The organism is Roseovarius nanhaiticus (genome assembly GCF_900156535.1).
GTDB classification, from domain to species: Bacteria; Pseudomonadota; Alphaproteobacteria; order Rhodobacterales; family Rhodobacteraceae; genus Roseovarius; species Roseovarius nanhaiticus.
In genome coordinates, this window is sequence record NZ_FTNV01000001.1 from 723,354 (window position 1) to 743,632 (window position 20,279).

Consider the following 20,279-nt stretch of genomic DNA (forward strand, 5'->3'; position numbering starts at 1 on the left):
GACGACATGAATTCACTCTCGGGCAGGTTCCTGATCCTGACGGCAATCTTCGTGATGCTGGCCGAGGTTCTGATTTTCGTGCCGTCCATCGCGCGGTTCCGCGAGGACTACCTGCTGTCCCGGCTGGAGCGCGCGCAGATCGCCTCGCTCGCTCGGCTTGCGGGCGACGAAATCAGCCCCGACCTGGAGGATGAATTGCTGGCCAATGCAGGGGTCTATAACGTCGTGCTGCGCCGCAACGATGCGCGCCAGCTGGTTCTGTCCTCGCCCTTGCCCACGCCCATCACCCGCACCTTCGATCTGCGCGACGCGGGCGCGTTCGAGCTGATGCGCGACGCACTCAGCCGTCTTTGGCGCCCCGAGGCCGAGGTGGTGCGCATCATCGGCATGCCCGTGCGCAGCGCCGGTATGCTGATCGAAGTCACGATGGAGACGAATTCGCTGCGCATGGCGATGATAGACTACGGCCTTCGCATTCTGGTGCTGTCGGCGGTCATCTCGATCATCACCGCGGTTCTTCTGTTCCTCGCCGTGCGGGTGTTTCTGGTCAAACCGATCAGCCGAGTCGTCGGCTCGATGCGGGCCTATGCCAATGCGCCCGAGGACGCGCGCGGCGTCATCGCGCCCTCCTCCTCGATCACCGAGCTGCGCGCCGCAGAAGAAACGCTGGCCCTGATGCAGACGCAGCTGACCAGCGCGCTGCGCCAGAAGGAGCGGCTTGCGGGTCTTGGCGGCGCGGTCGCCAAGGTCAGCCATGATCTGCGCAATATTCTGACCTCGGCGCAGCTCTTTACCGACCGACTGGAGACGTCCGAGGATCCGATGGTCAAGCGCATGGCGCCCAAGCTGGTCAACTCGATCACCCGCGCCGTGAACCTCTGCGAATCGACGCTGGCCTATGGCAAAGCCGAAGAGCCACCGCCGCGCCTGTCACGCTTTGCGCTGCTGGATATCGTCACGGATGTGATCGACAGCGAGCGTTTGTCGGCAGGCGACGCCGAGATCAGCTTTTCCGAGGATGTGCGCGCGGGGTTTCAGCTGAGGGCCGATCCCGAACAGCTTTACCGCGTGATCGCCAATCTTGTGCGCAACGCGCGCCAGGCCATCGTGACCAGTGGCCGCCCGGGCGAAATCAACGTGCAGGCCGATGAGACCGACGAGGCTGTCACGATCCGCATCAGCGATACTGGCCCCGGGCTGCCACCCAAGGCGCGCGAGCATCTCTTTACGCCGTTTCAAGGCGGCGCCACCAAAGGCGGCTCGGGCCTTGGCCTGACGATTTCCTTCGAGCTGGTGCGCGGCCACGGCGGAAGCCTGGCGCTGGAATATACCGGCCCGGACGGCACCGCCTTTGTCATTACATTGCCCAAAGGTGACCTGAGATCAGCGTGATTTTCTGCCATTCGGCGCTTGCAAACCCGGAACGCAGCCTTTAATGCCTCCCCTCGTGGACCGATAGCTCAGCTGGATAGAGTACTTGACTACGAATCAAGGGGTCGGGGGTTCGAATCCTCCTCGGTCCGCCACCACCACATTTTGTATGGTTTGAATGGGTCGCCTTGGGCGGCCTTTTTCTTTTGATCGTTAGGCCTTAGGTCGACGCGTCGTTCGCCTTGAGTTTCTTTCGATGGCGCATATACTCGTTCATTGAGTGGTATGGATTGTGGTATTTCAGAATGGCTCTGTCAGGTAAGCTGACCAGGAAGTTAGTGGAGAACCTTGGCGCTGGGCGGCATGGTGACGGGAACGGCCTTTACCTGGTGGTCGATCCCTCCGGTGCGAGGCGTTGGATCGTACGGGTGGTGGTCAAGGGTCAGAGGAACAAGAAGGGTGCGCCGCTGCGCACTGATTTTGGTTTGGGTGGTGCTGACATCGTGACGCTCAATCAGGCACGCGAGCGCGCGCTGGAATATCGCCGTATGGCCAAACAGGGACTGAACCCGCGTTTCAATGTGCGCCAAGAGGTGCCTACCTTTGAGGAGTTCGCCAAGCAGGTCCACATTGACCGGATGCCCACATGGAAAAACGCGAAGCATGGGCAGCAGTGGATCAACACGCTACGGGACTATGCATTTCCCAAGATAGGCCGGATGCCGATTGATAGCATCGACCAGCCCGAAGTGATGATGTGCCTCGCGCCTATCTGGACGGAAAAGCACGAGACCGCAAAGCGATTGGCCCAACGGATCAAGACGGTGCTGGACGTGGCGCGCTCTAGAGGATTTCGGTCTGATGAGAATCCCGTAACCGCGATCAAGGACGCGAACGCGCTGCCCAAGGTGAAAGCCAAGCCTAAGCACCACAACGCAATGCGTTGGCAAGACGTGCCTGCCTTCTACGCTGACCTGAAGACACGCAATGCGATGGCCGCAAAGGCGCTGATGTTCACCTGTCTGACCGGATCAAGGACTGGCGAGGCGCTGGGACTTCGCTGGGAAGAAATCGACTTTGAAGCACGACTTTGGACCTGTCCGGCGATCCGCATGAAGACGGGTGTGGATCACCGAGTTCCGCTGACGGATGAGATGCTGGCTATTATTGAGCCTTTGAGAGCGATGCGATCCGAGTACGTGTTTGAGGGCCAGAAACGGCATAAGCCGCTGTCGAACATGTCGATGCTGATGCTGCTACGCAGGATGCAAACTGAGGGCGTCACCGTGCATGGCTTCCGATCTACCTTCCGCGACTGGGCGTCTGAGGTGGCGAATGTGCCGCGCGAGGTGGCAGAAATGAGTCTGGCGCATACGGTCGGGTCGAATGTTGAACGGGCTTATGCGCGGTCTGACCTGTTGGACAAGCGGCGAGTTTTGATGGTGCGATGGTCTGATTTCGTTACTGGAACTGGCGGGCAAGTGGTCAGCTTCGCCGGCGCCACGAAAATTTGAAATACAGAAAGGTGTCGCCAACGCCACCTTTTGACCATTGACCCATTTGGTAGAGATGCTGTTGAGCAAGATTGAAATGCTGAAAGGGGGCGCTTACCGTCCCCTTTATGCACCAGGATTCGAAACAAGAACGGGTTGAAGCAGTCGTTGATCGGTTGATCGGGCCAAGGCCGCGCAATGCGCTTGCATTTGATGCTACGTGGGAACGCCCACGTTTAGATACGTCTAGGCCGAACATACATGACAGCAAAAAAGACTTTGTAAACGAGAGAGATGCGGTTGCGTCCATTGTCGAGCACTTGGAGGCGGCATTCAACGAACTGCGCGGCTCAAAGGATGATGCCCAGCACCAAGAAATGATTGACCGCTTGAAGTCCGCCGTCGATGCGGGCGCAAGAAAGCCGCAGGAGTTCGACGAATTTGAAACTGCGCGTGATCTGACGTTGCAAAACATGGTTCAGACAGGGTTTTACTTCAATTCTCTATTCGTCATATTTCGGATGATTATTGTTTATGAAGAACGGCTTAAAGAGCTGATAGATCAAGAAAAACAATTTTGGAGCCTGCCCTATCGCGCCCCAAACTACTACGCCAGAACCATAGCCCTGAGGTTGGCGCGCCTCTACGCCTTTCATAAGCGACAGAAGCCACCTTTCGGCACGGCTAGGGATGGAAACCACCCCTCAACGGATTTTGGTCGGGCGCTTGAAGAAATCTTTGCTGTACTTGGAATTAAAGCAGCGGTGCGGAAAGCCGCAGAATGGGCGATTGAGCAACTCACGGAAGCCGATATTAATCCGCCGGTTAATACAATGGGTGGGCTACTCGGCATGGACCCGCGCCCTAGCATCGAAGGGCGACAAGAAACGAAAAGCCGGATCGCCGATTTGCTGACGAAAAGCCCCCGAAACTAAGACCTTTTGGCCTTGGTGATAAGGGGTTTCATGATTTGTTCTCAACACAAGGGAAACGTGCTTAGACGTATCTAGTCCACCAGAAAGGGATTGGAAGCATGGCAACCTTATTCGAGCAAAACCGCAACTACGTTCTTGGCGACCCCGAACTCAACATCATTGGTGATCGCGACAAGCTGGCGCAGTGGCGTCACAAGGCGATGGGCCCGGCGTTCTACCGCTTAGGCCGCAAGATCATTTATCGCGGTGCTGATCTGAACGAATGGGCTGAGGCAAACCGCTTTGAGCCCGCTAAGGTGAGACGCGACTAATGGCCAAGCGCGTATCTGCGCGTCGGGTCAAGGTTCATCGCCAGTACACATATGAGAGCGCCGCCGATGCGTTGGGTGTCACTGCCCACACAGTGCGCGCATGGCGTGAGGTAGGGCTTGCGGTGCTCGATAGTCAAAAACCACATCTGATCCTCGGGCGTGAACTCAAGCGTTTTATTGAAAGTCGGATGTCAACAAAATCCCGGAAACTCGCGCTGGACGAGTTTTATTGCATGTCGTGCCGCGCCCCACGCGCGCCCTACGGAGCGATGGCGGACTATGTGCCGTTTAACACTACACGGGGAAGACTGGTGGTGCTGTGTGGAGTCTGTGAGACGCCTTGCAACAAGTTTGTATCGTTCAAGATGTTCAGTGAGTTGATCGAGATCCTGACCATCGCAACACGCGATAGATGCTGACCCTAAGAGAACCCCGCAAAGCTAACGTGAAACACCACTTCCGGCGGGTCGCTTAATCCGGCGGAAATGACGGGCAAAACAAGGGTTACCGAGAGGATCGAGCCATGGCAAAATATATCGAGGCGAACGAGCGGATCAAACACGACTACTCGGGCTATCTGCACAATGCGAAAGGCCAAGATGGCAAGTCCATCGACAAGGCAATGGCCGCGATCCGGCAGTTCGAGGAAAGCACCAAGGTCAAACCGTTCAAGAAATTTCATCGCCAGCAGGCAGCTAATTTCAAGGCCTACATTGCGAAGCAGAAAAACGAGCGGACGGGCAGGCCGTTGGCACACTCGACGGTCGATGCCACCTTGCGGCTGGTGAAGGCATTCTTTCACTGGCTGGTCAGTCAGCCCGGATACAAGCGCGTCCTGACTTATGCCGATGTCGAATATTTCAACAACACGATCAAGGCGGGGCGCATCGCTCATACGGCGCGCGCCATCCCCTATCCATCAATGCAGCAAGCCACGCACGCGTTTCAGGCTATGCCCGTTGAGACCGATTTCGACAGGCGCGACAAGGCACTCTTTGCCTTCCTGATGCTGGTAGGTGCACGGGACGGCGCCGCTGCTTCCATGAAGCTAAAACACGTCAATGTGGATCTGGGCCACGTCTACCATGACGCGCGGGAGGTGAAAACGAAAGCCGCCAAGACCTTCCAATGCCAGTTTCTCCCCGTTGATGCGTGCTATCGGGAGTGCTTCATCGCTTGGGTGCGATACCTGATAGATGTGAAGCTGTTCGGCCCGGAAGATCCGCTCTTCCCCAAAGCGAAAATAGGCGTCGTGGCGGGGCAGGGATTCGCGAATATGGGTCTCGCGCGCGAAGGCTATGCCGGATCAGCGAAGATCAACGCCATCATCCGCAGCGCCTTTGCAGCGGTGCAGATGCCGCAATACACGCCGCACTCTCTGCGAAAAACTTTGGTGAAGTTCGGAAACGAGAAGTGTAAGACGATGGAAGAGTGGAAAGCGTGGTCAATGAACTTGGGCCATGAAAACATGGCGACGACGTTCAACTCATATCTTCCAGTGTCACCCGAGCGGCAGATGGAGCTAATCGCCAGAATGGCTGGTGATTGACGTCATGGGTTGGTATCTTCACCGAGACGAAGCTATGTCTGGGCGGAAGCCAGCCGTTCGCCGCTGTTTGCGGCAATGTCAGCTAAGCAGATTAAGCGCTACCCACCAATTTGTGTTGAGCAAGTTCGTCGGTCGGTGACTGCGAAGCAGTAAGTCTACGAGTACGCTCGCCTAAGCCAAACCTGAGGTCATCCGACCTTTTGAGCATCAAGAATGCACCTAAAATGGGCAGTTAAGCAGGGGGAATCAAAATGCATCCAAAGAGCCGCAACTTTAGTCATTGGCAAACCATGGTAGCGGAAATTACGCATGTCTGGCGCAGCCATTCTGCTTGCCACGATTGGCGCGGCTTTAGTAGGACTGATGTTGCAAATGGAGTGCATTATGAGTAACCAAAATTTTCTGCCTCACAACAATACATCGCAGTCGCAGCAGGAAGCTCGCCAGCAACTGCACAAGTTGTTTGACATGCGGCCCTTTGATGACGCCACGCTTCTAACGAATTTTGGGCTGTTCGCCCGGTCATCGGCACTCGCTAAGATCTTCTTCCTTCATGAAATTTACAACGAAATCCTGACGGTTCCAGGTGATATCTACGTTTTGGGCACATGGCTGGGTCAAGATCTCGTCGTGTTCGAATCAATGCGCGCAATGCTAGAGCCCTACAACGCGTCACGAGCCTTCGTCGGGTTCGACACGTTTGATGGTTATGAGGGTATCACAGACCTTGATAAGCGTTCTGAAACCGTGAAGGGCGATGGCTACGCAGTTCCTGATAACTATAAAGATTACCTCGCCCAGCTGCTGGCATATCATCGGTCCGAGAACGCTATGGGGCACGCTGTGGAGCATAATCTTGTCCAAGGTGACGCATGTAATACCGTTGCGACATACATGGATGAGCATCCTGAGGCGTTCGTCGCGCTCGCCTATTTCGACATGGCCCTATACGAACCAACGAAGGCAGCACTGGAAGCAATGGAAGAGCGGCTACTGTCGGGCAGCCTTTTGGTGTTCGACGAGTTGAATGATGCGCGCTATCCGGGCGAGTCGAAAGCCGTACGGGAGTGGCTGAAGGGCAAGAGATATACGATTAGGCGGTCGCGGTTTCTGCCAGACCGTTCTCTGGTAACTTTGAGTTAAGTTACGAGGGTGCGAGAAAACGACTCTGCAAGGCATTAACAGCATCTACAACTTATCAGGAGACGTGACATGAAGTGGGAAAAGTTGGGCTTGGTATATGGTCCTGACGGCAGCTCATCTTGGGCAAAGCATTCAGCTCTGCAGCCTACGCCTGTAGCTCTTTCTGACAGAATTCGCGTTTTTTGTGGCTTTCGGGACGACGACGGGGTTAGCAGAGCAGGGTATGTCGACGTTGCAAAAGATGATCCAACGACAGTTCTTGGCGTTTCCGAAGACCCTGTGCTCGACGTTGGAGATTTCGGCACTTTTGATCAACACGGCGTGGTGCCATGTGCTGTTGTTGATACCGAAGATGAACTGCGCATGTACTATGCGGGATACCTTCGTGGGGCAAAAGTGCGTTTCCAAGCATTTTGTGGACTTGCTATCAGCAGAGACTGTGGCGCCTCTTTCTCCCGGTATTCTCAGGTTCCGATCCTTGATCGAACACCGGCTGAAGCCTTATTCCGCGCCATTCATTCCGTTTTACGCGAAAACGGAGTATGGCGAATTTGGTACGGGGGTGGCAGCGAGTTCGTGTCTGGTAAAAGCAAGACGCTGCCAGTCTACAATATTCGCTATATGGAATCGGAAGACGGTATACACTTCCCAGATTTTGGCGATGTGGCTGTCGACATATCCCCAGGGGAACACCGCGTTGGCCGTCCATATGTAATCAATCAGGCGGGGAAGTATCGCATGTTCTTCGGTAAGGGTAGCGAAGCCAGAGCCTATCAACTGGCATATGCGGAATCCGACGATGGCTACTCATGGATACGTAAAGATGATGAATTGGGCTTGAGTTTCTCAGAGACTGAGTGGGATTCTGAAATGATGGCGTACCCTGCTGTAATTTCGTCTTCAGGACACACTTACATGTTCTACAATGGCAATAACTACGGTCGTGAAGGCTTTGGTTGTGCGAAGCTAATCTCTTGGGAAGGCTAACCAAAAATTAGGCGATATCTGAGTTCTTTCACTATACTGTGGCTGAGTCCAAGTTTTCCAATACTCCGCAACATCCGGATTTTCATCCCGATCGAAAGTTTGCGCCAGGATCTTTTGGGGCAATAAAGGTTGCCATTTTCACGCCAGTGTTCCGCGTTGTAATCCGGACTTCTATTGCCCATTGCGACAAGAAAATCTGGCAAAGGTGCGTACGTTCCAGATGCAGCTTCAAAAAGTCGGTCAGCAACGGCCTTGTTAGAGAATTCCTCCCGGATCTGGTTCTGTACAATGTCCAGACCTGCGGGGCGCTCACCGGTATTCAAATAATGTGAAATGTTGACTACAAGTTGATCCACGCCATCGCAGCGAAGCGCATCCGCTGGGCTGATTCCTAGCGCGGCCTTGCGGTTAAGGCCAAATGCAGGGAGCCCGTTCATGATAGCCTCTGAAAACACTGTTCCGCCATCCATCGGAAAGCTGTCGATATAGCAGGATGCCCGCTTGAATTCAGAATTAACAGTTTCGGGGGGCTGAATGCCCATCAAATGAACACGACCGGAATACTTGCGAGAAAGGTCAGCCCACCAGTCTTCCTTCTTGCTGGGTCCGATCAGGACGACGTCATTGGGTACTAAGCTCAGAATACGCTCAAGGAACGAAGCAAAATTAAGGTTGGCTGTAGGTTTGTACTTGCCAGGTCCTCCAATCGATAAAATTGGCCCGGACGTGTTGCACCTGATTGGCACGGTTTCCGAGTCCGCTTCCACAAGTGGAATTCCCATAAAGCTCTGTGAATTAGGCAAGCGCCGTTCAGCGGTTGTATTCCATCCAGTCGCGCAAATTTCTAGGACCGTATCTGCAGCGCCTGGACCAAACGAAAACACATGATCAGCATGATTAACAAAGAGAACGCATTTATTCATTTTGCGAAGAGCTCTAGCAGCCAATGCAGCGCCAATATCGTCCGGATTGTTCAACAGAAGAATAACATCAGCATTCAACAACGTAGTGTAAAGTGAACGCAATCTGTTTTCCAAGGGGCCTTTCAGCACCACCCCGTTTTGCAGTCGATCGGGGAAGGAATTCAAAACACCGAAGGTCGCTCTATGAGTCACAACAAAAGACTGTTCAATATCATACCGCGCTAAGCCGCTGGATAGCTGCTTCATCAACCGCGAATGACCTCCTGCAGCAGAAGCCCGTGACAAGACAAAAACCCACTTTCTTGGCTTTGAACCTGATGTAGTTCGTGATGACAGAACTGGGAGCTCAGATTTCCATCTATCGAAGAGCCTGGTTTCCAATTCGTCATCACCAAAAAGGCCAGAAATGTTGTCCCAATGGAGGCGTCCAAGTAACGACGCACAAACTAGCGCGTCGTTGAATTTGCCTGCCGTCAGGGCCTCGCGCCTAAGAAGGGATGCCAGGATCTCCAAATCACGCAAATGAGAAAAACGACCATCAACCATGAAGGCATGACTATCGACAATTTAACCAGCGCACCAGACGCTATTCGAAGCGCGATCTCCCTTTATAAGAGCGAGTGATTTAACAAAAAGCCATCGAATCGGTCACTCGCTGGCATCGGACGGGAGGTCAACTCTGAGCCGCTAGCTTCACACCGGACGCCGTGACGGATAGGCGGCGTAGACCTAAGCAGACATTCACCACAAGTGGTATAAAGTGTGGTATTAATAAATTTATGTAACATATAGTACTTTGATAGTAATGGGATAACTGAAATATGAGGATGATCCTCGGTCCGCCACAATCCCCCTGTAAGACGTCAGATGAAATTGGCCTTTGCGTCATGAACTGACCTGATGACCGCGAACCGGATGTTCGTGGCCAGACCGCGAGTGTCCGGCTCGACTCCTCTCCACTTGATGCTTTGCAAGATCTTTAGGACGGCTACTCATAGAATGCGCCGCATCTAATGCCGGCGCTGGTTGTGGGTGCAAACGGTCCAGAGCGGTGATTGGCGGGGATATCATTGTTCTGCGACGCGGCCCTACACTCTTGCCATTCATGCACGGCGCCGATCTTCTCGTCTGAACAGTCGGTCAGTGGACCAAGCTGCCCTTTGGAGGATCGCAGATTATGCCGTGAGAAATCTCGCCCCGGCTGACCCGTTTGCGCACCCGTTTCAGGAGGCCTGACAGGACGGGGTTGGGGCCTCGGCTCGGGCGATCACATCATCGATGCGCTGACCCTCTCAATGATGAACCCGTCCTTGATCGGCGGCTTGGGCAAGAAGCTAGAATGGCAACTCCATTGCCGCGGTGCCCTCAACAACGGCGTCATCAAAAAAGACGTCCGCGCGATTGTCCATGTGATCGATATATTGCGGTGTGCCACGAGAACGTTGCAGCTTCCGAGCTGCGCGAAGAAATTTTGCCGAAGACAGTCCAAGCTGAAGCGTTTCAGCCCACATCCAAGAGCGCGGCAGTCGCCGGGTTCATGCAGGAACATGTTCGGGCAAACGCATCAATACCGCCGCAAAATTTAACTGTTTCGCCGAGTTTCATGAAAGCTGTTGCTCAGTTTTCGTGCTAGGAGTTAACGCCAAAACGGCGCGGGCCACGTAATCTCAGCCAGCGATATCCGTCCATCAAAGGGCGCGACGTTCGATCCGGATCAGGTGATGCAAAACGACAATTTCCCCAACAACCTGAAGCTTCTCTGCAGCTATGCCTCATCCATCACGCGGGTTTGCGAGCAGTTGGCCATCAATCGGCAGCAGTTCCATCGCTATTTGAATGGCACAAGCCGTCCGTCCCTGAGCAACATGCAGGCAATATGCGATTATTTCGGTGTGGAAGAGCATGAAATCCTGATGGACCCAAGCGGGTTTCGTCAACTTGTCGCGCTTCGCAAACCGCAAGGCCCCGAGATCGACCCCTTCGGCGAATACGTCTCCAAGCTGCATCGCATCAACCCGTCCGCCTCGCGCGATATGGCCGAATATATCGGGTATTACCGGTGCTATTACCGTCCGATCGAATTTCCCGGCAAGATCCAGTGCTCCTTGATGCGGCTCTTTTCCGAACGTGGGTTTACCTATCTGAAGAATATCGAGAATTACGCATCGGCCAAACGCCGTGCGCGACGGATGCTGAAATACACAGGTATTGCTTTCCACACCGGCGAGCGGATTTTCGTGCATGAGCGCGAACAGAAAGCCGGGCAGATGATGTGGACCACCATCCTGTATCCCGCGCGCATGGATCAGGTCGCCATCCTAACCGGACTCAGCCTTGGCATCAGCAGTGCGACAAGCCGCGATATCGCTTGCTATCGCGTGGTGTGGGAGGCGCTGGGGCTCGACATCGATCTTCGCGCGACCTTGTCCGCGTGCGGTCTGTTTGATCACGATGATGCCGTGATCCCCGATGACATTCGCGCCGCCACCTCGAATGACGGTCCTCCCGGGGAAAGCGGGTTCACTGGGCATCCTTGGCAAGGATTCTAAGCGGTCACGGCTGAGATTGTCGCTATTTGTATACTTTCAAGGTGCAAAAAGCGACTTCTTCGCGGCCGCATCCTTCTGCATCATAGCAAAAGCATCACAACGCGTTGCCCTGCGAATGCTGAGCAAGACAGCGGCGGTCCGTCAATGGAAGCTGTCTGGACAGCTCGCGAAGCAGGTCCGGCACACAGCCCAACAAAAACAGGGAGAGACCAAATGAAACTGCATGTATCCACAAACCTAGGGGTCTTGGCTATGGCGCTATCGGGGCTGGCTGTGCCAGCCGTGGCGACAGAGCGGACCGCCCCGATTGTCGTGCCCCTGGTCAGCGACCCGCCTTCTGATGTGATTGCCAAGGTTCTTGGCAGCACGCTGGCCGAAGCGGGCTACCGCGTTGAGTATGTTCAGGCCGATTACACCGCCAGTTTTTCCGGTATTCAGACAGGCGATCTGCACTACACGATTTGCTGGCAATCTACCTGGGAGCTTTGCGAAGGCGCCACAGAAGGCGGCAAGGCCGAGAATGCCGGCACGACCGGCATCAGTTCGGCCGAAGGATGGTGGTATCCCCTCGGCCTAAAGGAGCAATGCCCCGGCCTGCCCGACTGGAAGGCGCTGAAAGAGCCGGAGTGCATCGCAGCACTCGCCACGGCCGAAACCGCACCCAACGCCCGCTTTGTCGAAGGCCCGGCAGACTGGGTGATGCCCGTGGCCGAAATGGCCGAAGCCTTCGGCATCGACGTTGAACCTATCCCATCGGGCAGTTCCGCCGCGATGGTTGCGACGATTTCTGCGGCGGCACGGCGCGGCGAGCCAGTGATCGGTTGGGGATACACGCCGCAATGGTATTTCATGAGCGACGAGGGCGAATTCGTTCAGTTCCCAGAGTTCGAAGAGACCTGCTATACCGATCCGTCCTGGGGGACGAACCCTGACGCAACTCATGACTGCGGCGTCAAGGCCGGCTCGCTTTGGGTCTATGCAAACTCAGAGCTGCTAAGCGACGAGCCTGAAGTCAAGGCGATCATGGACGCATTCGAATTGCAGGACAGCCAGATGGCCGAAGTCTTTCGCAGCATCGACGTGGACGGCGTTCCTCTGGACGACGCAGTGGCCTCGTGGATGACTGACAACCAGGATGTGTGGTCAAGCTGGATCAACTGACGACACAAATCGGTCTTGATACCGATCAGAGGTCTGGCCCGGTTTGTCGCATGCAACCGGGCCGGATTTTTGCAAGCCCGCGATACGCAAAGCGCCAAGCCGCGAGACGAGGTTTCACGCCATGACTGAAGATAAGGAAATGCCATCGGGCGAGGCGCTGATTAGTTGCCGGTCAGTCTGGAAACTCTACGGCGCCAAGGCAGGCGAGATTGTCAAGAAATATGGTCAAAACATTAATGATGACATCATTAACAAGAACGGCCTGATACCGGCCGCGCGAGACGTCAGCTTTGACGTTCGCAAGGGCGAGATATTCGTGATCATGGGCCTCTCGGGGTCGGGCAAATCCACCATCCTACGCTGCATGACAGGTCTGATCGAGCCGACGATGGGGCAGTTGACCGTGTCCGGCAAAGACCTCGGGACCGCGTCGCGGCAGGACCTGATAGGGATGCGCCGCAAGGTGATGGGCATGGTGTTTCAGGACTTTGCCCTGCTGCCGCATCTGACCGTCCTGGACAACGTGGCATTTCCACTGAAGGTTCAGGGGAAATCCCGCGCCGAGCGCCATGCCAAGGCGCGCGAGATGGTCGAATTGGTCGGGCTGGAAGGGCGCGAGGCTTACCTTCCGCATGAACTGTCCGGCGGTCAGCAACAGCGCGTCGGCATCGCTCGCAGCCTGACGACCGAGCCCGAAATCTGGTTCCTGGACGAGCCTTTCTCGGCGCTCGATCCGCTGATCCGGGCCGAGATGCAGGACGAATTTCTCCGCCTTCAGAACCTGCTGCAAAAATCCATCGTTTTCGTCACCCATGATTTCGACGAGGCGATCGGCCTCGCGGATCGTATCGCGATTATGGCGGGCGGGCGGGTTGTCCAGATCGGCACGCCGGAGGAATTGATTACCAATCCGGCGGATGATTACGTGGCCAAATTCACCGAGAAGGTTCCACGCAGCAAGGTCGTGAGTGTGCGGACGGTGATGGGCCCGGTGCGTGCTGGCCTGACCGGCGGGCCAGTCGCGGCGGGCGCTCTTGTCGGGGATGTGGCGCAGCAGGTGATGGCGGGCGCGGATGCACTGCCGGTGGCGGATCCGGATGGGCGCATCATCGGTGCGATTGATCGCGCGTCGGTGACGGCGGTGCTGCTCAATCAGAGCGCCCCCGCATGACTACGCTCACGCACAACCGCCCCCTCGGAAAAATCGGGATCGGCCCGAAATCCGGGCTGATCTGGGCCGCACTCCTGTTCAATGTCGCCCTGCTGATGACCGGTGACGCATTCGCATGGATGCGCGATTACCCCGAAACTTGGGTTCTCGGCATCGCCGGGGCGACGACGACTGCGGTTAAATACCTCGTGAACGATATGGCCATCGGCAGTGTTACCATCGCGGAAATGACACGCGGTTTTGCAAACCTGATAAAAGCCCCGATGGAGCTGTTGCAAGGCGTGCTGTCGGAGGGCTTCGAGTTTTACGGCGACGACGGCAGCGTCGCCGTCTATCGCGGCTTGCCGTGGCCCGCCGTAATCATTGGCCTGACTGCATTTTCATGGTGGACGGCGGGCCGCAACGTCGCAATTTTCTCGTTCTTCTCTCTGGTGTACTTCTTGGTGTTCGGCCTCTGGGGGTCGTCGATGCTGACACTGTCGTCGGTGGTCGTGGCCGTGTTTGTGAGCTTCGTCCTGGGTATCCTGCTGGGCGTACTGGGGCATCGAAACGCCACGGCGAACGCGATTTTGATGCCGGTCTACGACGTGATGCAGACCATCCCGACATTCTCCTACCTCGTTCCGGTCCTGCTGCTTTTCGGGTTCAACCCGGTGGCCGCGATGATCGCCACGGTCATCTACGCCATGCCGCCGATGGCGCGGGTGACGACGCTGGCGCTGCAGCGCGTGCCGCCCAATATCTCCGATTTTGGCGACATGGCAGGGTGCACGAGGCGGCAGCAGATGTGGCAGGTGCTGCTGCCCGCCGCACGCCAGAACCTGCTCATTGGTCTCAACCAGGTGATCATGCTGACCTTCGCGATGGTCATAATTGCGTCGGTCATAGGCGCAGGCGGGCTCGGCGGCGAGGTATTTCAGGGTCTCAAAGCGCTGAAGATCGGGAACGCGGTCGAGGCCGGGATTGCCATTACCTTGATGGCGATCATGCTGGATCGGATCTCGCGCGCGATTGCCCTCAGCCGCCCCGATCATGTGGAGGCCGTGCAGAAACCCTTATGGCAAAGGCATCCGCTCATCTTGGGGTGGATCGGCTTCACGCTCTTGTTCATTTTGCTGGGGCAGGTCTTTCCGGCACTCTACGCCTATCCCAAATCCGCCACGATTTCGACCGGGTCATTCTGGAATGATGCGATCACTTGGATCGGTGACACCTATTACAGTCAGATCAAGACGTTGCGTGACACCACGATCACCTACGTCATGCGCCCGACCAAATCCTTCCTTTTGGACGTGCCGTGGCTGGGGTTCATCGCGGTCATCGCCGCAGTTTCCTACGCGATTGGCGGGATGCGGCTGTCCATCATGAGCGCGTGCCTGTTGGGCTTCATCGCCGTGACCGGTTATTGGGACGGCGCGATGGTGTCGCTGTACCTTGTGCTTTTGGCGGTGATCGTGACGCTCATTGTTGCTCTGCCGGTTGGCATCTGGGCTGGACTAAGCCCGCGTGCCGATCAGGTGATCACACCGGTCATCGACACGCTTCAGACCCTGCCCAGCTTCGTTTACCTGATCCCGGTCGTGATGTTGTTCAGCGTCGGCGAATTTGCCGGTCTGGTCGCCATCGTCGCCTATTCCCTGCCGCCGGGCGTGCGCTATACCAAGCAAGGCATCCAGAATGTTGCCAGCTCCTCCCTCGAGGCTGGTGAAATGGCAGGCTGCACGCGCTGGCAGAAGCTTACGAACGTGCAACTTCCGATGGCAATTCCGGATATCATGCTTGGGATCAACCAGACCATAATGTTTGCGTTCGGGATGCTGGTCATCACCTCGCTGGTCGGTACGCGCGGGCTGGAGCATGACACGCTGGTCGCAATTTCCAAGGTGCAGCCGGGCGAAGGTATCGTCGCCGGACTTGGCATCGCTTTTCTGGCGATCATCGCCGACCGTCTGATCAGCCAAGGCAGCCGCAATTTTCAGCGCCGGTCGGGGTTGGGCCCGCAATGATGTTGCACACGATGGATCAGGGTGAGGGTGCAGACCTTTGCTATCTCAGCGCCACGACAGCGCTTGAGATGTTCTGCAATCGAACGCTGTCGCCAGTCGAACTTCTGAATGCGCAGATTGCCCGGGCCGAGCAGATCGAGCCGCAGATCAATGCCTTTACTGAAACGTTCTTTGATACGGCGATGGCCGAGGCCCGATTGGCCGAAGCGCGGTACATGTCCCGAACGGCCAATCTGCGCCCGCTGGAGGGGCTGACCGTCACGATCAAGGATGTGCTGGATCAGAAAGGTATCTGTAATTCGCGCGGCAGCCTAATCTATAAGGACCATCGCGCTAACGCCGATCACCCGGTCGTCGAACGTGTAAAACAGGCCGGTGGGATCATCCATGCCCGCACAACAACATCTGAATTCGCCTTCGGCTGGATCACCGCCACGCGGCTTTGGGGGGTGACGCGCAATCCGTGGAACCTTGATCGCACGCCCGGCGGATCCTCGGGTGGGGCCGCGGCCAGTCTGGCTGCGGGCACCAGCACACTGGCCGTCGGTGCCGATAGCGCAGGCTCGATCCGCGTGCCTGCCTCGCTTTGCGGCATCGTCGGGTACAAGCCGCCACATGGCAGGGTGCCGGACGCGGCAGAGGGTTTTGATACCTATAGCGTCATCGGCCCGATGGCGCGTAGCGTGGCCGATTGCGCCCTGCTTCAGAATGTCATCAGCGGCGCGCACCCCGCTGACATCGCATCGCTGCGCGAGACTGTCGTGCTGCCGCGCGACAATCCTGTGGTAAGCGGTTTGCGACTTGCCGTTGCCTTCGATCTTGGCAAGGCCGCACCCGAGCCTGCAATCGTTGCGGCGATCCGCAGCGTCATCGCAAAACTGGAAAGACATGGTGCCGTGGTTGAAGAACCCGACATCAACTGGCCCCGGAACATTGGCGATGCCGCCCTGATGCACTCTGCCTGCCTGTCGGCACCATGGTTCGCTGATATGATGCGGGCGCATGGCGACCTGCTGTGTGACTATACGCGCTGGACGGCCGAGTTCATGACAACCTGCTCCTTACGCGATCTTGTGAACAGCTATGATGTCGCCAAGCGTCTCTATCGCGCGGTGCAACCGGTATTGGACACGTGCGATGCCCTGATCTGCCCGGTGGTTTTGACGAACGATGTCCGCGCCGAGCAAATGCCCTGGACAAAGATGCGGGTGAACGGTGTTCATCTGAATTCCGATTACGATTGGGTGACAACCGCTCATTTCAATATGCTTGGGGAATTGCCGGCTCTTTCGGTGCCGATAGGTTTTGATACGGATGGCATGCCGGTCGGAATTCAAATCATCGCACGCTCTTTCGATGACCCAAGAGCGTTCCGGGTCGCTGCAGCAATCGAGAGTATCGCCGAAATCGACGGTCGCCCTCCGTCGCGTTTAATGTCCAGCTGACGCTGCGATGATATCCTTGCCCTGCTTACGTTGGCTGTAATTCGCGTTCAATGGCGTCGGCGACAACATGATTGTGGCGCACGTCCATTTACGGGATACCGCAACCCGCTGGAATGAACTCGACAACATTTCCATTTGCTGAACGCGCTCTCGTCACACTTCGCCCTTTCGCTCGCGCGAATAGCCGCAGTCATCGCTTGGTCCGACTGGCCCAAGACATCATCCGACAGACCAAAGATTACCTAGCATACGCTTTCGACTAAATGTCTGCTCCTTGCATCTCCACCAGAATGCCTTTCGTTGGTGGCGAAACTCGGCCCTGGCCTTGCTTGACGGCCGCTGCTCTCGGTCCAAACCTGCCGTTCATCGCCAGACATTACGTGGCACCGCAGCTCCACCGGATCGACCACTCATCGATCCTGCAGCATTTTCGGAGCATGCAGGCCAGCGGCGCAGATGAAAGTGGCAATTCATTCATGGCGAAAGCGATCTTGAGCTGGCAGCAAGAACTTGCTGTCTTTTCGGGTATGTCCGTCGCGGCGTTAGAGCCAATTGGCGCTCTTCACTGTCTCGAAAGCGGGGCCTTCTCCGAGCAATCTTTGTTGATGCGACATCCGTATTTCCTCTAAGCTTGCGCAAAGCGGCACCGGATTTTCAAACGATCTGCCAGAGAAACCTTTCCAGACCGAGCCGACGACGACGATCCAAGCGCATCACTGAAACCAAAGGAGATTGGAATGAGAGTGTTTATGCCAATGTTGCTTGCCTTGCTGCTGGCCGCACCTCTCCAAGCAGCGGAACTCAATGAACGCTATGACCAGATGGGCACGCTCAGCATCACGCTTGACGGGGAAACCCGGAACCTCGTGATCCCGTATGATACCGAACGCGATCGGGGAAATGCCGAACAAAAGATGATAATGGGCAGCTTCCTGACCATCAACGTGCTTGGCCGAACCGTTGGCGACGACGGCATGCCCGGTTCGCCGATGGTTCAGGTGACCCTTCAGCGTCGCTCCGGTGACATGCAGCTGCTGTCCGTCGAGATGTTCGATGAAGAGGGCTACGCCGCCCCTCTGTCCATGGGCCCTGATGGCGGCAAGGGAACGCTGACGTCCTTTGAAATGACAGAAGACAACCAAGTCAGCGCCACGGTCGAGGGAGAGCTGCTGCGGCTTGCGGATTATACGAGTGAGCCCAAAGTTGCCGAAGGTGCCACACCCCAGCCCACCACGATTTCCTTTTCTGTGACCCTGGCACCCTTGGAAGAATAGGTTCTGCGTCGGACACGAAGCGGACCCGCCGCGTTGCGGCAGAAGCTCCGCCCTGCAACCTCGACCCGCGTCGATTCCGGGTTAGAGCTGCCATACGCGGTGTCCGGCCACTCCGCAGCGCAGATTCACCGAACCGACCATTTGCTGCGCCAGCGAGATAATCGCGTGGCTCAGGGTCGTTAGAGCGGGACGAAGTGAGCTTTCGCGGCGGCTGCGCCAATGGCTTCTTTCAAGCTCGTTCAGCGCATCTCCCGTTCGCCCTCTTCACCGGAACGCAGGCCCGTGCGCCCAGACGGTCAGTGATTGGCGCATGCCGCTGCGCACCGGTGTCACTTGATGCAGCGTAAAGCTGGGGAATATGGTCACACAGCCCTGCGCCCGACTGGCCTCGAGCACCTGCGCACCGGGCATCACCTGAAGCGTTCCACCTTCATAATCGCCCTGCGGCGACAGTTGCAGCACCAGCGTCAGCTTGCGCTTGGCCGAAACTGGCCCGCCGCCAATGTCCGAATGCCACACAAAATGCCCGGCAGCGCTTGCGCGGTAGATCGCCACCTGGGGGCTTTCCTCGAATGCGGTCAGATCAAAACAAAAGTGATCGCGGTTCGCCACCCGCACCAGATCAATCAGCCGGTCCATCACCCAACCCAGCCCGTCAATTTCGTCGGTCCACACCAGATCGGCACTGCGCATGTTATCGTCACGGTTGCGTCCGACCAGCAGAGCCGGGTCGGTGGGGGCTTGGGAAATGGCGGCCATGATCGCATCGCATTCCCCGACGCTGAAGGCCTGTGGAATCGCATAGATAGACAGCATTATTGGGCCTTTCGGACAAGGACACTCCGGAACCGAGCCGCCCGTAGAGGGTGCAAATGACCGGTCACGTGACATACCACCGCGCCGCACCCTTGTCTGAAAATTCAATCGCCCGATGCCGTGCGGCAGGCGAAATCCTGCGTGTTTGAGGGCTTTGCCCTGTGGGGGACGTCACACGGTTCGGGCGCGGCGCAGCGCAGGTTTCAGATTCTATTAGCGGGCCGCGCCCCGCTATATTTGGCCAAGCGTCAAGCATTTCTGACCAAAGCCGGACCTTGAGCGCGGCATGGGGCCAAGTCAGGTGAGCGGGACTAAACAGGCGTTCAGACTCCACCAATCGGCCTAAGGTCGCGCGATGAACAGCGTAGACAGGATTTGATTTAGCGGAAAGACTAGTCGGATTGATATGGGGGGCGATCGCATGTCACTTGAAGTAATTGGCTCGGGGTTCGGACGGACCGGAACAAAATCACTGAAAGCCGCTTTGGAACGGCTGGGCTACGGACAGTGTCATCATATGCACGAGATCGTAGAGAACCCGGGACAAGTGGTCCCTTGGCAGAGGCTTGCGGCTGGCGGAAGTGTCAATTGGGAAACGGTTTTTGCTGGATACAGATCTCAAGTGGATTGGCCGGGCGCTCATGTCTGGCGCGAACTCGCCGAGTCTTTTCCAGACGCAAAGGTCGTCCATACAGTACGCCCCGAAGAGAAATGGTGGGCCAGCTTCGACAAAACGATTGGGAAGCTGATGGCCCGGTACGAGGAACTGCCGCTGCCGCCACATATTCGCGACATTCTCGTGGCGTGGAACGATCTGGTAGGAAAGGGCACTTTCGGCGGTGTCCTTGACGACAAGGAACGCGGGTTGGCCGCGTATCGCAAAAGAACAGACGAAGTGTGCGAGGCGTTGCCTGCGGACCGGCTACTTGTCTTCGATGTGGCGGAAGGATGGGAGCCGCTCTGTGGTTTCCTTGGGGCCGAGGTTCCCGATGAACCATTTCCTCACCACAACCTGCGTGATGATTTTTGGGAAGTTCTTGGCGGAGAACCAGCGTAAAAAACGAAATCACACGTGCCAAGACCTTTGACCGGTAGATCCTATCTCGCGTCGAGGGGGAGGATCTGCTCAGGGCTCTAAGCCGACC

General features: G+C 56.6%; 18 protein-coding genes and 1 tRNA gene. 17 read left to right on the forward strand and 2 right to left on the reverse strand.

Annotated features, from left to right (window positions below; translation table 11 throughout):
- Window positions 1-6: 6 nt before the first annotated feature.
- The 9 genes from BW975_RS03490 to BW975_RS03530 all read left to right on the forward strand — a co-directional run bounded on the left by BW975_RS03490 (window position 7) and on the right by BW975_RS03530 (window position 7,789).
- Window positions 7-1,392, forward strand: a complete 1,386-nt coding sequence (locus BW975_RS03490) for a sensor histidine kinase (protein ID WP_076530998.1) — start codon at window positions 7-9, stop codon at window positions 1,390-1,392.
- 57 nt (window positions 1,393-1,449) lie between these two features.
- A tRNA-Arg gene (locus tag BW975_RS03495) sits at window positions 1,450-1,526 on the forward strand.
- Between the two features lie 150 nt (window positions 1,527-1,676).
- Window positions 1,677-2,885 (forward strand): tyrosine-type recombinase/integrase, encoded by a 1,209-nt coding sequence (locus BW975_RS03500; RefSeq protein ID WP_076530999.1) that lies wholly within the window; start codon window positions 1,677-1,679, stop codon window positions 2,883-2,885.
- Window positions 2,886-2,992: 107 nt separating this feature from the next.
- A complete protein-coding gene (locus tag BW975_RS03505; RefSeq protein ID WP_076531001.1) occupies window positions 2,993-3,799 on the forward strand; it encodes a hypothetical protein in 807 nt (268 codons plus the stop codon).
- Between the two features lie 98 nt (window positions 3,800-3,897).
- Window positions 3,898-4,110, forward strand: coding sequence for a MerR family transcriptional regulator (locus BW975_RS03510; RefSeq protein ID WP_076531002.1), 213 nt, complete (start codon window positions 3,898-3,900; stop codon window positions 4,108-4,110).
- Window positions 4,110-4,529 carry a hypothetical protein gene (locus BW975_RS03515; RefSeq protein WP_076531004.1) on the forward strand — a complete coding sequence of 140 codons (420 nt, stop codon included), beginning with the start codon at window positions 4,110-4,112 and terminating at the stop codon, window positions 4,527-4,529. The genes BW975_RS03510 and BW975_RS03515 overlap by 1 nt, the downstream gene beginning before the upstream one ends.
- Before the next feature lie 104 nt (window positions 4,530-4,633).
- Entirely contained in the window at window positions 4,634-5,659 is a 1,026-nt protein-coding gene (locus BW975_RS03520; RefSeq protein WP_076531006.1) for a site-specific integrase, read from the forward strand.
- Between the two features lie 309 nt (window positions 5,660-5,968).
- Window positions 5,969-6,802: a class I SAM-dependent methyltransferase gene (locus tag BW975_RS03525; protein ID WP_083686964.1), complete on the forward strand. Its 834-nt coding sequence runs from the start codon at window positions 5,969-5,971 to the stop codon at window positions 6,800-6,802.
- Window positions 6,803-6,871: 69 nt separating this feature from the next.
- Window positions 6,872-7,789: a glycoside hydrolase family protein gene (locus BW975_RS03530; RefSeq protein WP_076531007.1), complete on the forward strand. Its 918-nt coding sequence runs from the start codon at window positions 6,872-6,874 to the stop codon at window positions 7,787-7,789.
- On the opposite strand, the gene BW975_RS17865 is transcribed toward BW975_RS03530, so the two are convergent.
- Window positions 7,786-9,258 carry a hypothetical protein gene (locus tag BW975_RS17865; protein ID WP_139194228.1) on the reverse strand — a complete coding sequence of 491 codons (1,473 nt, stop codon included), beginning with the start codon at window positions 9,256-9,258 and terminating at the stop codon, window positions 7,786-7,788. The two genes, BW975_RS03530 and BW975_RS17865, sit on opposite strands and share 4 nt — an antisense overlap.
- 1,175 nt (window positions 9,259-10,433) lie before the next feature.
- Between BW975_RS17865 and BW975_RS03540 the strand changes: the two genes are divergently transcribed.
- The 7 genes from BW975_RS03540 (at window position 10,434) to BW975_RS03570 (ending at window position 18,318) form a co-directional block, all read left to right on the forward strand.
- Window positions 10,434-11,261: a helix-turn-helix domain-containing protein gene (locus tag BW975_RS03540; RefSeq protein ID WP_076531010.1), complete on the forward strand. Its 828-nt coding sequence runs from the start codon at window positions 10,434-10,436 to the stop codon at window positions 11,259-11,261.
- A gap of 213 nt (window positions 11,262-11,474) precedes the next feature.
- Window positions 11,475-12,422, forward strand: a complete 948-nt coding sequence (locus tag BW975_RS03545; protein ID WP_076531012.1) for a glycine betaine ABC transporter substrate-binding protein — start codon at window positions 11,475-11,477, stop codon at window positions 12,420-12,422.
- 121 nt (window positions 12,423-12,543) lie between these two features.
- The gene (locus BW975_RS03550; RefSeq protein WP_244512530.1) at window positions 12,544-13,593 is read left to right on the forward strand and encodes a quaternary amine ABC transporter ATP-binding protein; all 1,050 of its coding nucleotides are present in this window, start codon (window positions 12,544-12,546) and stop codon (window positions 13,591-13,593) included.
- Window positions 13,590-15,599 (forward strand): ABC transporter permease, encoded by a 2,010-nt coding sequence (locus BW975_RS03555; protein WP_076531015.1) that lies wholly within the window; start codon window positions 13,590-13,592, stop codon window positions 15,597-15,599. Before BW975_RS03550 ends, BW975_RS03555 begins: the two co-directional genes overlap by 4 nt.
- On the forward strand, window positions 15,596-17,044 hold the full coding sequence (locus BW975_RS03560) for an amidase (protein WP_083686966.1): 1,449 nt from the start codon (window positions 15,596-15,598) through the stop codon (window positions 17,042-17,044). Before BW975_RS03555 ends, BW975_RS03560 begins: the two co-directional genes overlap by 4 nt.
- A 380-nt stretch (window positions 17,045-17,424) precedes the next feature.
- Complete coding sequence (locus BW975_RS03565; RefSeq protein ID WP_139194227.1) at window positions 17,425-17,673, forward strand: hypothetical protein; 249 nt, start codon at window positions 17,425-17,427, stop codon at window positions 17,671-17,673.
- A gap of 108 nt (window positions 17,674-17,781) precedes the next feature.
- Window positions 17,782-18,318, forward strand: a complete 537-nt coding sequence (locus tag BW975_RS03570) for a hypothetical protein (protein ID WP_139194226.1) — start codon at window positions 17,782-17,784, stop codon at window positions 18,316-18,318.
- Window positions 18,319-18,582: 264 nt separating this feature from the next.
- Here BW975_RS03570 and BW975_RS03575 read toward each other — a convergent pair whose 3' ends face one another.
- Complete coding sequence (locus BW975_RS03575) at window positions 18,583-19,134, reverse strand: 2OG-Fe(II) oxygenase (RefSeq protein WP_076531022.1); 552 nt, start codon at window positions 19,132-19,134, stop codon at window positions 18,583-18,585.
- Window positions 19,135-19,555: 421 nt separating this feature from the next.
- On the opposite strand from BW975_RS03575, the gene BW975_RS03580 reads away from it, so the two are divergent.
- The gene (locus tag BW975_RS03580) at window positions 19,556-20,191 is read left to right on the forward strand and encodes a sulfotransferase family protein (protein ID WP_076533352.1); all 636 of its coding nucleotides are present in this window, start codon (window positions 19,556-19,558) and stop codon (window positions 20,189-20,191) included.
- The last annotated feature ends 88 nt before the right edge of the window (window positions 20,192-20,279 follow it).

Excerpts from the sequence above, each read along its gene's own strand:
- BW975_RS03520 (WP_076531006.1), top strand. The coding sequence starts at position 4,634 with ATGGCAAAATATATCGAGGCGAACGAGCGGATCAAACACGACTACTCG.
- BW975_RS03540 (WP_076531010.1), top strand. The coding sequence starts at position 10,434 with ATGCAAAACGACAATTTCCCCAACAACCTGAAGCTTCTCTGCAGCTAT.
- BW975_RS03580 (WP_076533352.1), top strand. The coding sequence starts at position 19,556 with ATGTCACTTGAAGTAATTGGCTCGGGGTTCGGACGGACCGGAACAAAA.
- BW975_RS03510 (WP_076531002.1), top strand. The coding sequence starts at position 3,898 with ATGGCAACCTTATTCGAGCAAAACCGCAACTACGTTCTTGGCGACCCC.
- BW975_RS03555 (WP_076531015.1), top strand. The coding sequence starts at position 13,590 with ATGACTACGCTCACGCACAACCGCCCCCTCGGAAAAATCGGGATCGGC.
- BW975_RS03570 (WP_139194226.1), top strand. The coding sequence starts at position 17,782 with ATGAGAGTGTTTATGCCAATGTTGCTTGCCTTGCTGCTGGCCGCACCT.
- BW975_RS03530 (WP_076531007.1), top strand. The coding sequence starts at position 6,872 with ATGAAGTGGGAAAAGTTGGGCTTGGTATATGGTCCTGACGGCAGCTCA.
- BW975_RS03550 (WP_244512530.1), top strand. The coding sequence starts at position 12,544 with ATGACTGAAGATAAGGAAATGCCATCGGGCGAGGCGCTGATTAGTTGC.
- BW975_RS03490 (WP_076530998.1), top strand. The coding sequence starts at position 7 with ATGAATTCACTCTCGGGCAGGTTCCTGATCCTGACGGCAATCTTCGTG.
- BW975_RS03525 (WP_083686964.1), top strand. The coding sequence starts at position 5,969 with ATGTCTGGCGCAGCCATTCTGCTTGCCACGATTGGCGCGGCTTTAGTA.
- BW975_RS03575 (WP_076531022.1), bottom strand. The coding sequence starts at position 19,134 with ATGCTGTCTATCTATGCGATTCCACAGGCCTTCAGCGTCGGGGAATGC.
- BW975_RS03500 (WP_076530999.1), top strand. The coding sequence starts at position 1,677 with ATGGCTCTGTCAGGTAAGCTGACCAGGAAGTTAGTGGAGAACCTTGGC.
- BW975_RS17865 (WP_139194228.1), bottom strand. The coding sequence starts at position 9,258 with ATGGTTGATGGTCGTTTTTCTCATTTGCGTGATTTGGAGATCCTGGCA.
- BW975_RS03560 (WP_083686966.1), top strand. The coding sequence starts at position 15,596 with ATGATGTTGCACACGATGGATCAGGGTGAGGGTGCAGACCTTTGCTAT.
- BW975_RS03515 (WP_076531004.1), top strand. The coding sequence starts at position 4,110 with ATGGCCAAGCGCGTATCTGCGCGTCGGGTCAAGGTTCATCGCCAGTAC.
- BW975_RS03505 (WP_076531001.1), top strand. The coding sequence starts at position 2,993 with ATGCACCAGGATTCGAAACAAGAACGGGTTGAAGCAGTCGTTGATCGG.
- BW975_RS03545 (WP_076531012.1), top strand. The coding sequence starts at position 11,475 with ATGAAACTGCATGTATCCACAAACCTAGGGGTCTTGGCTATGGCGCTA.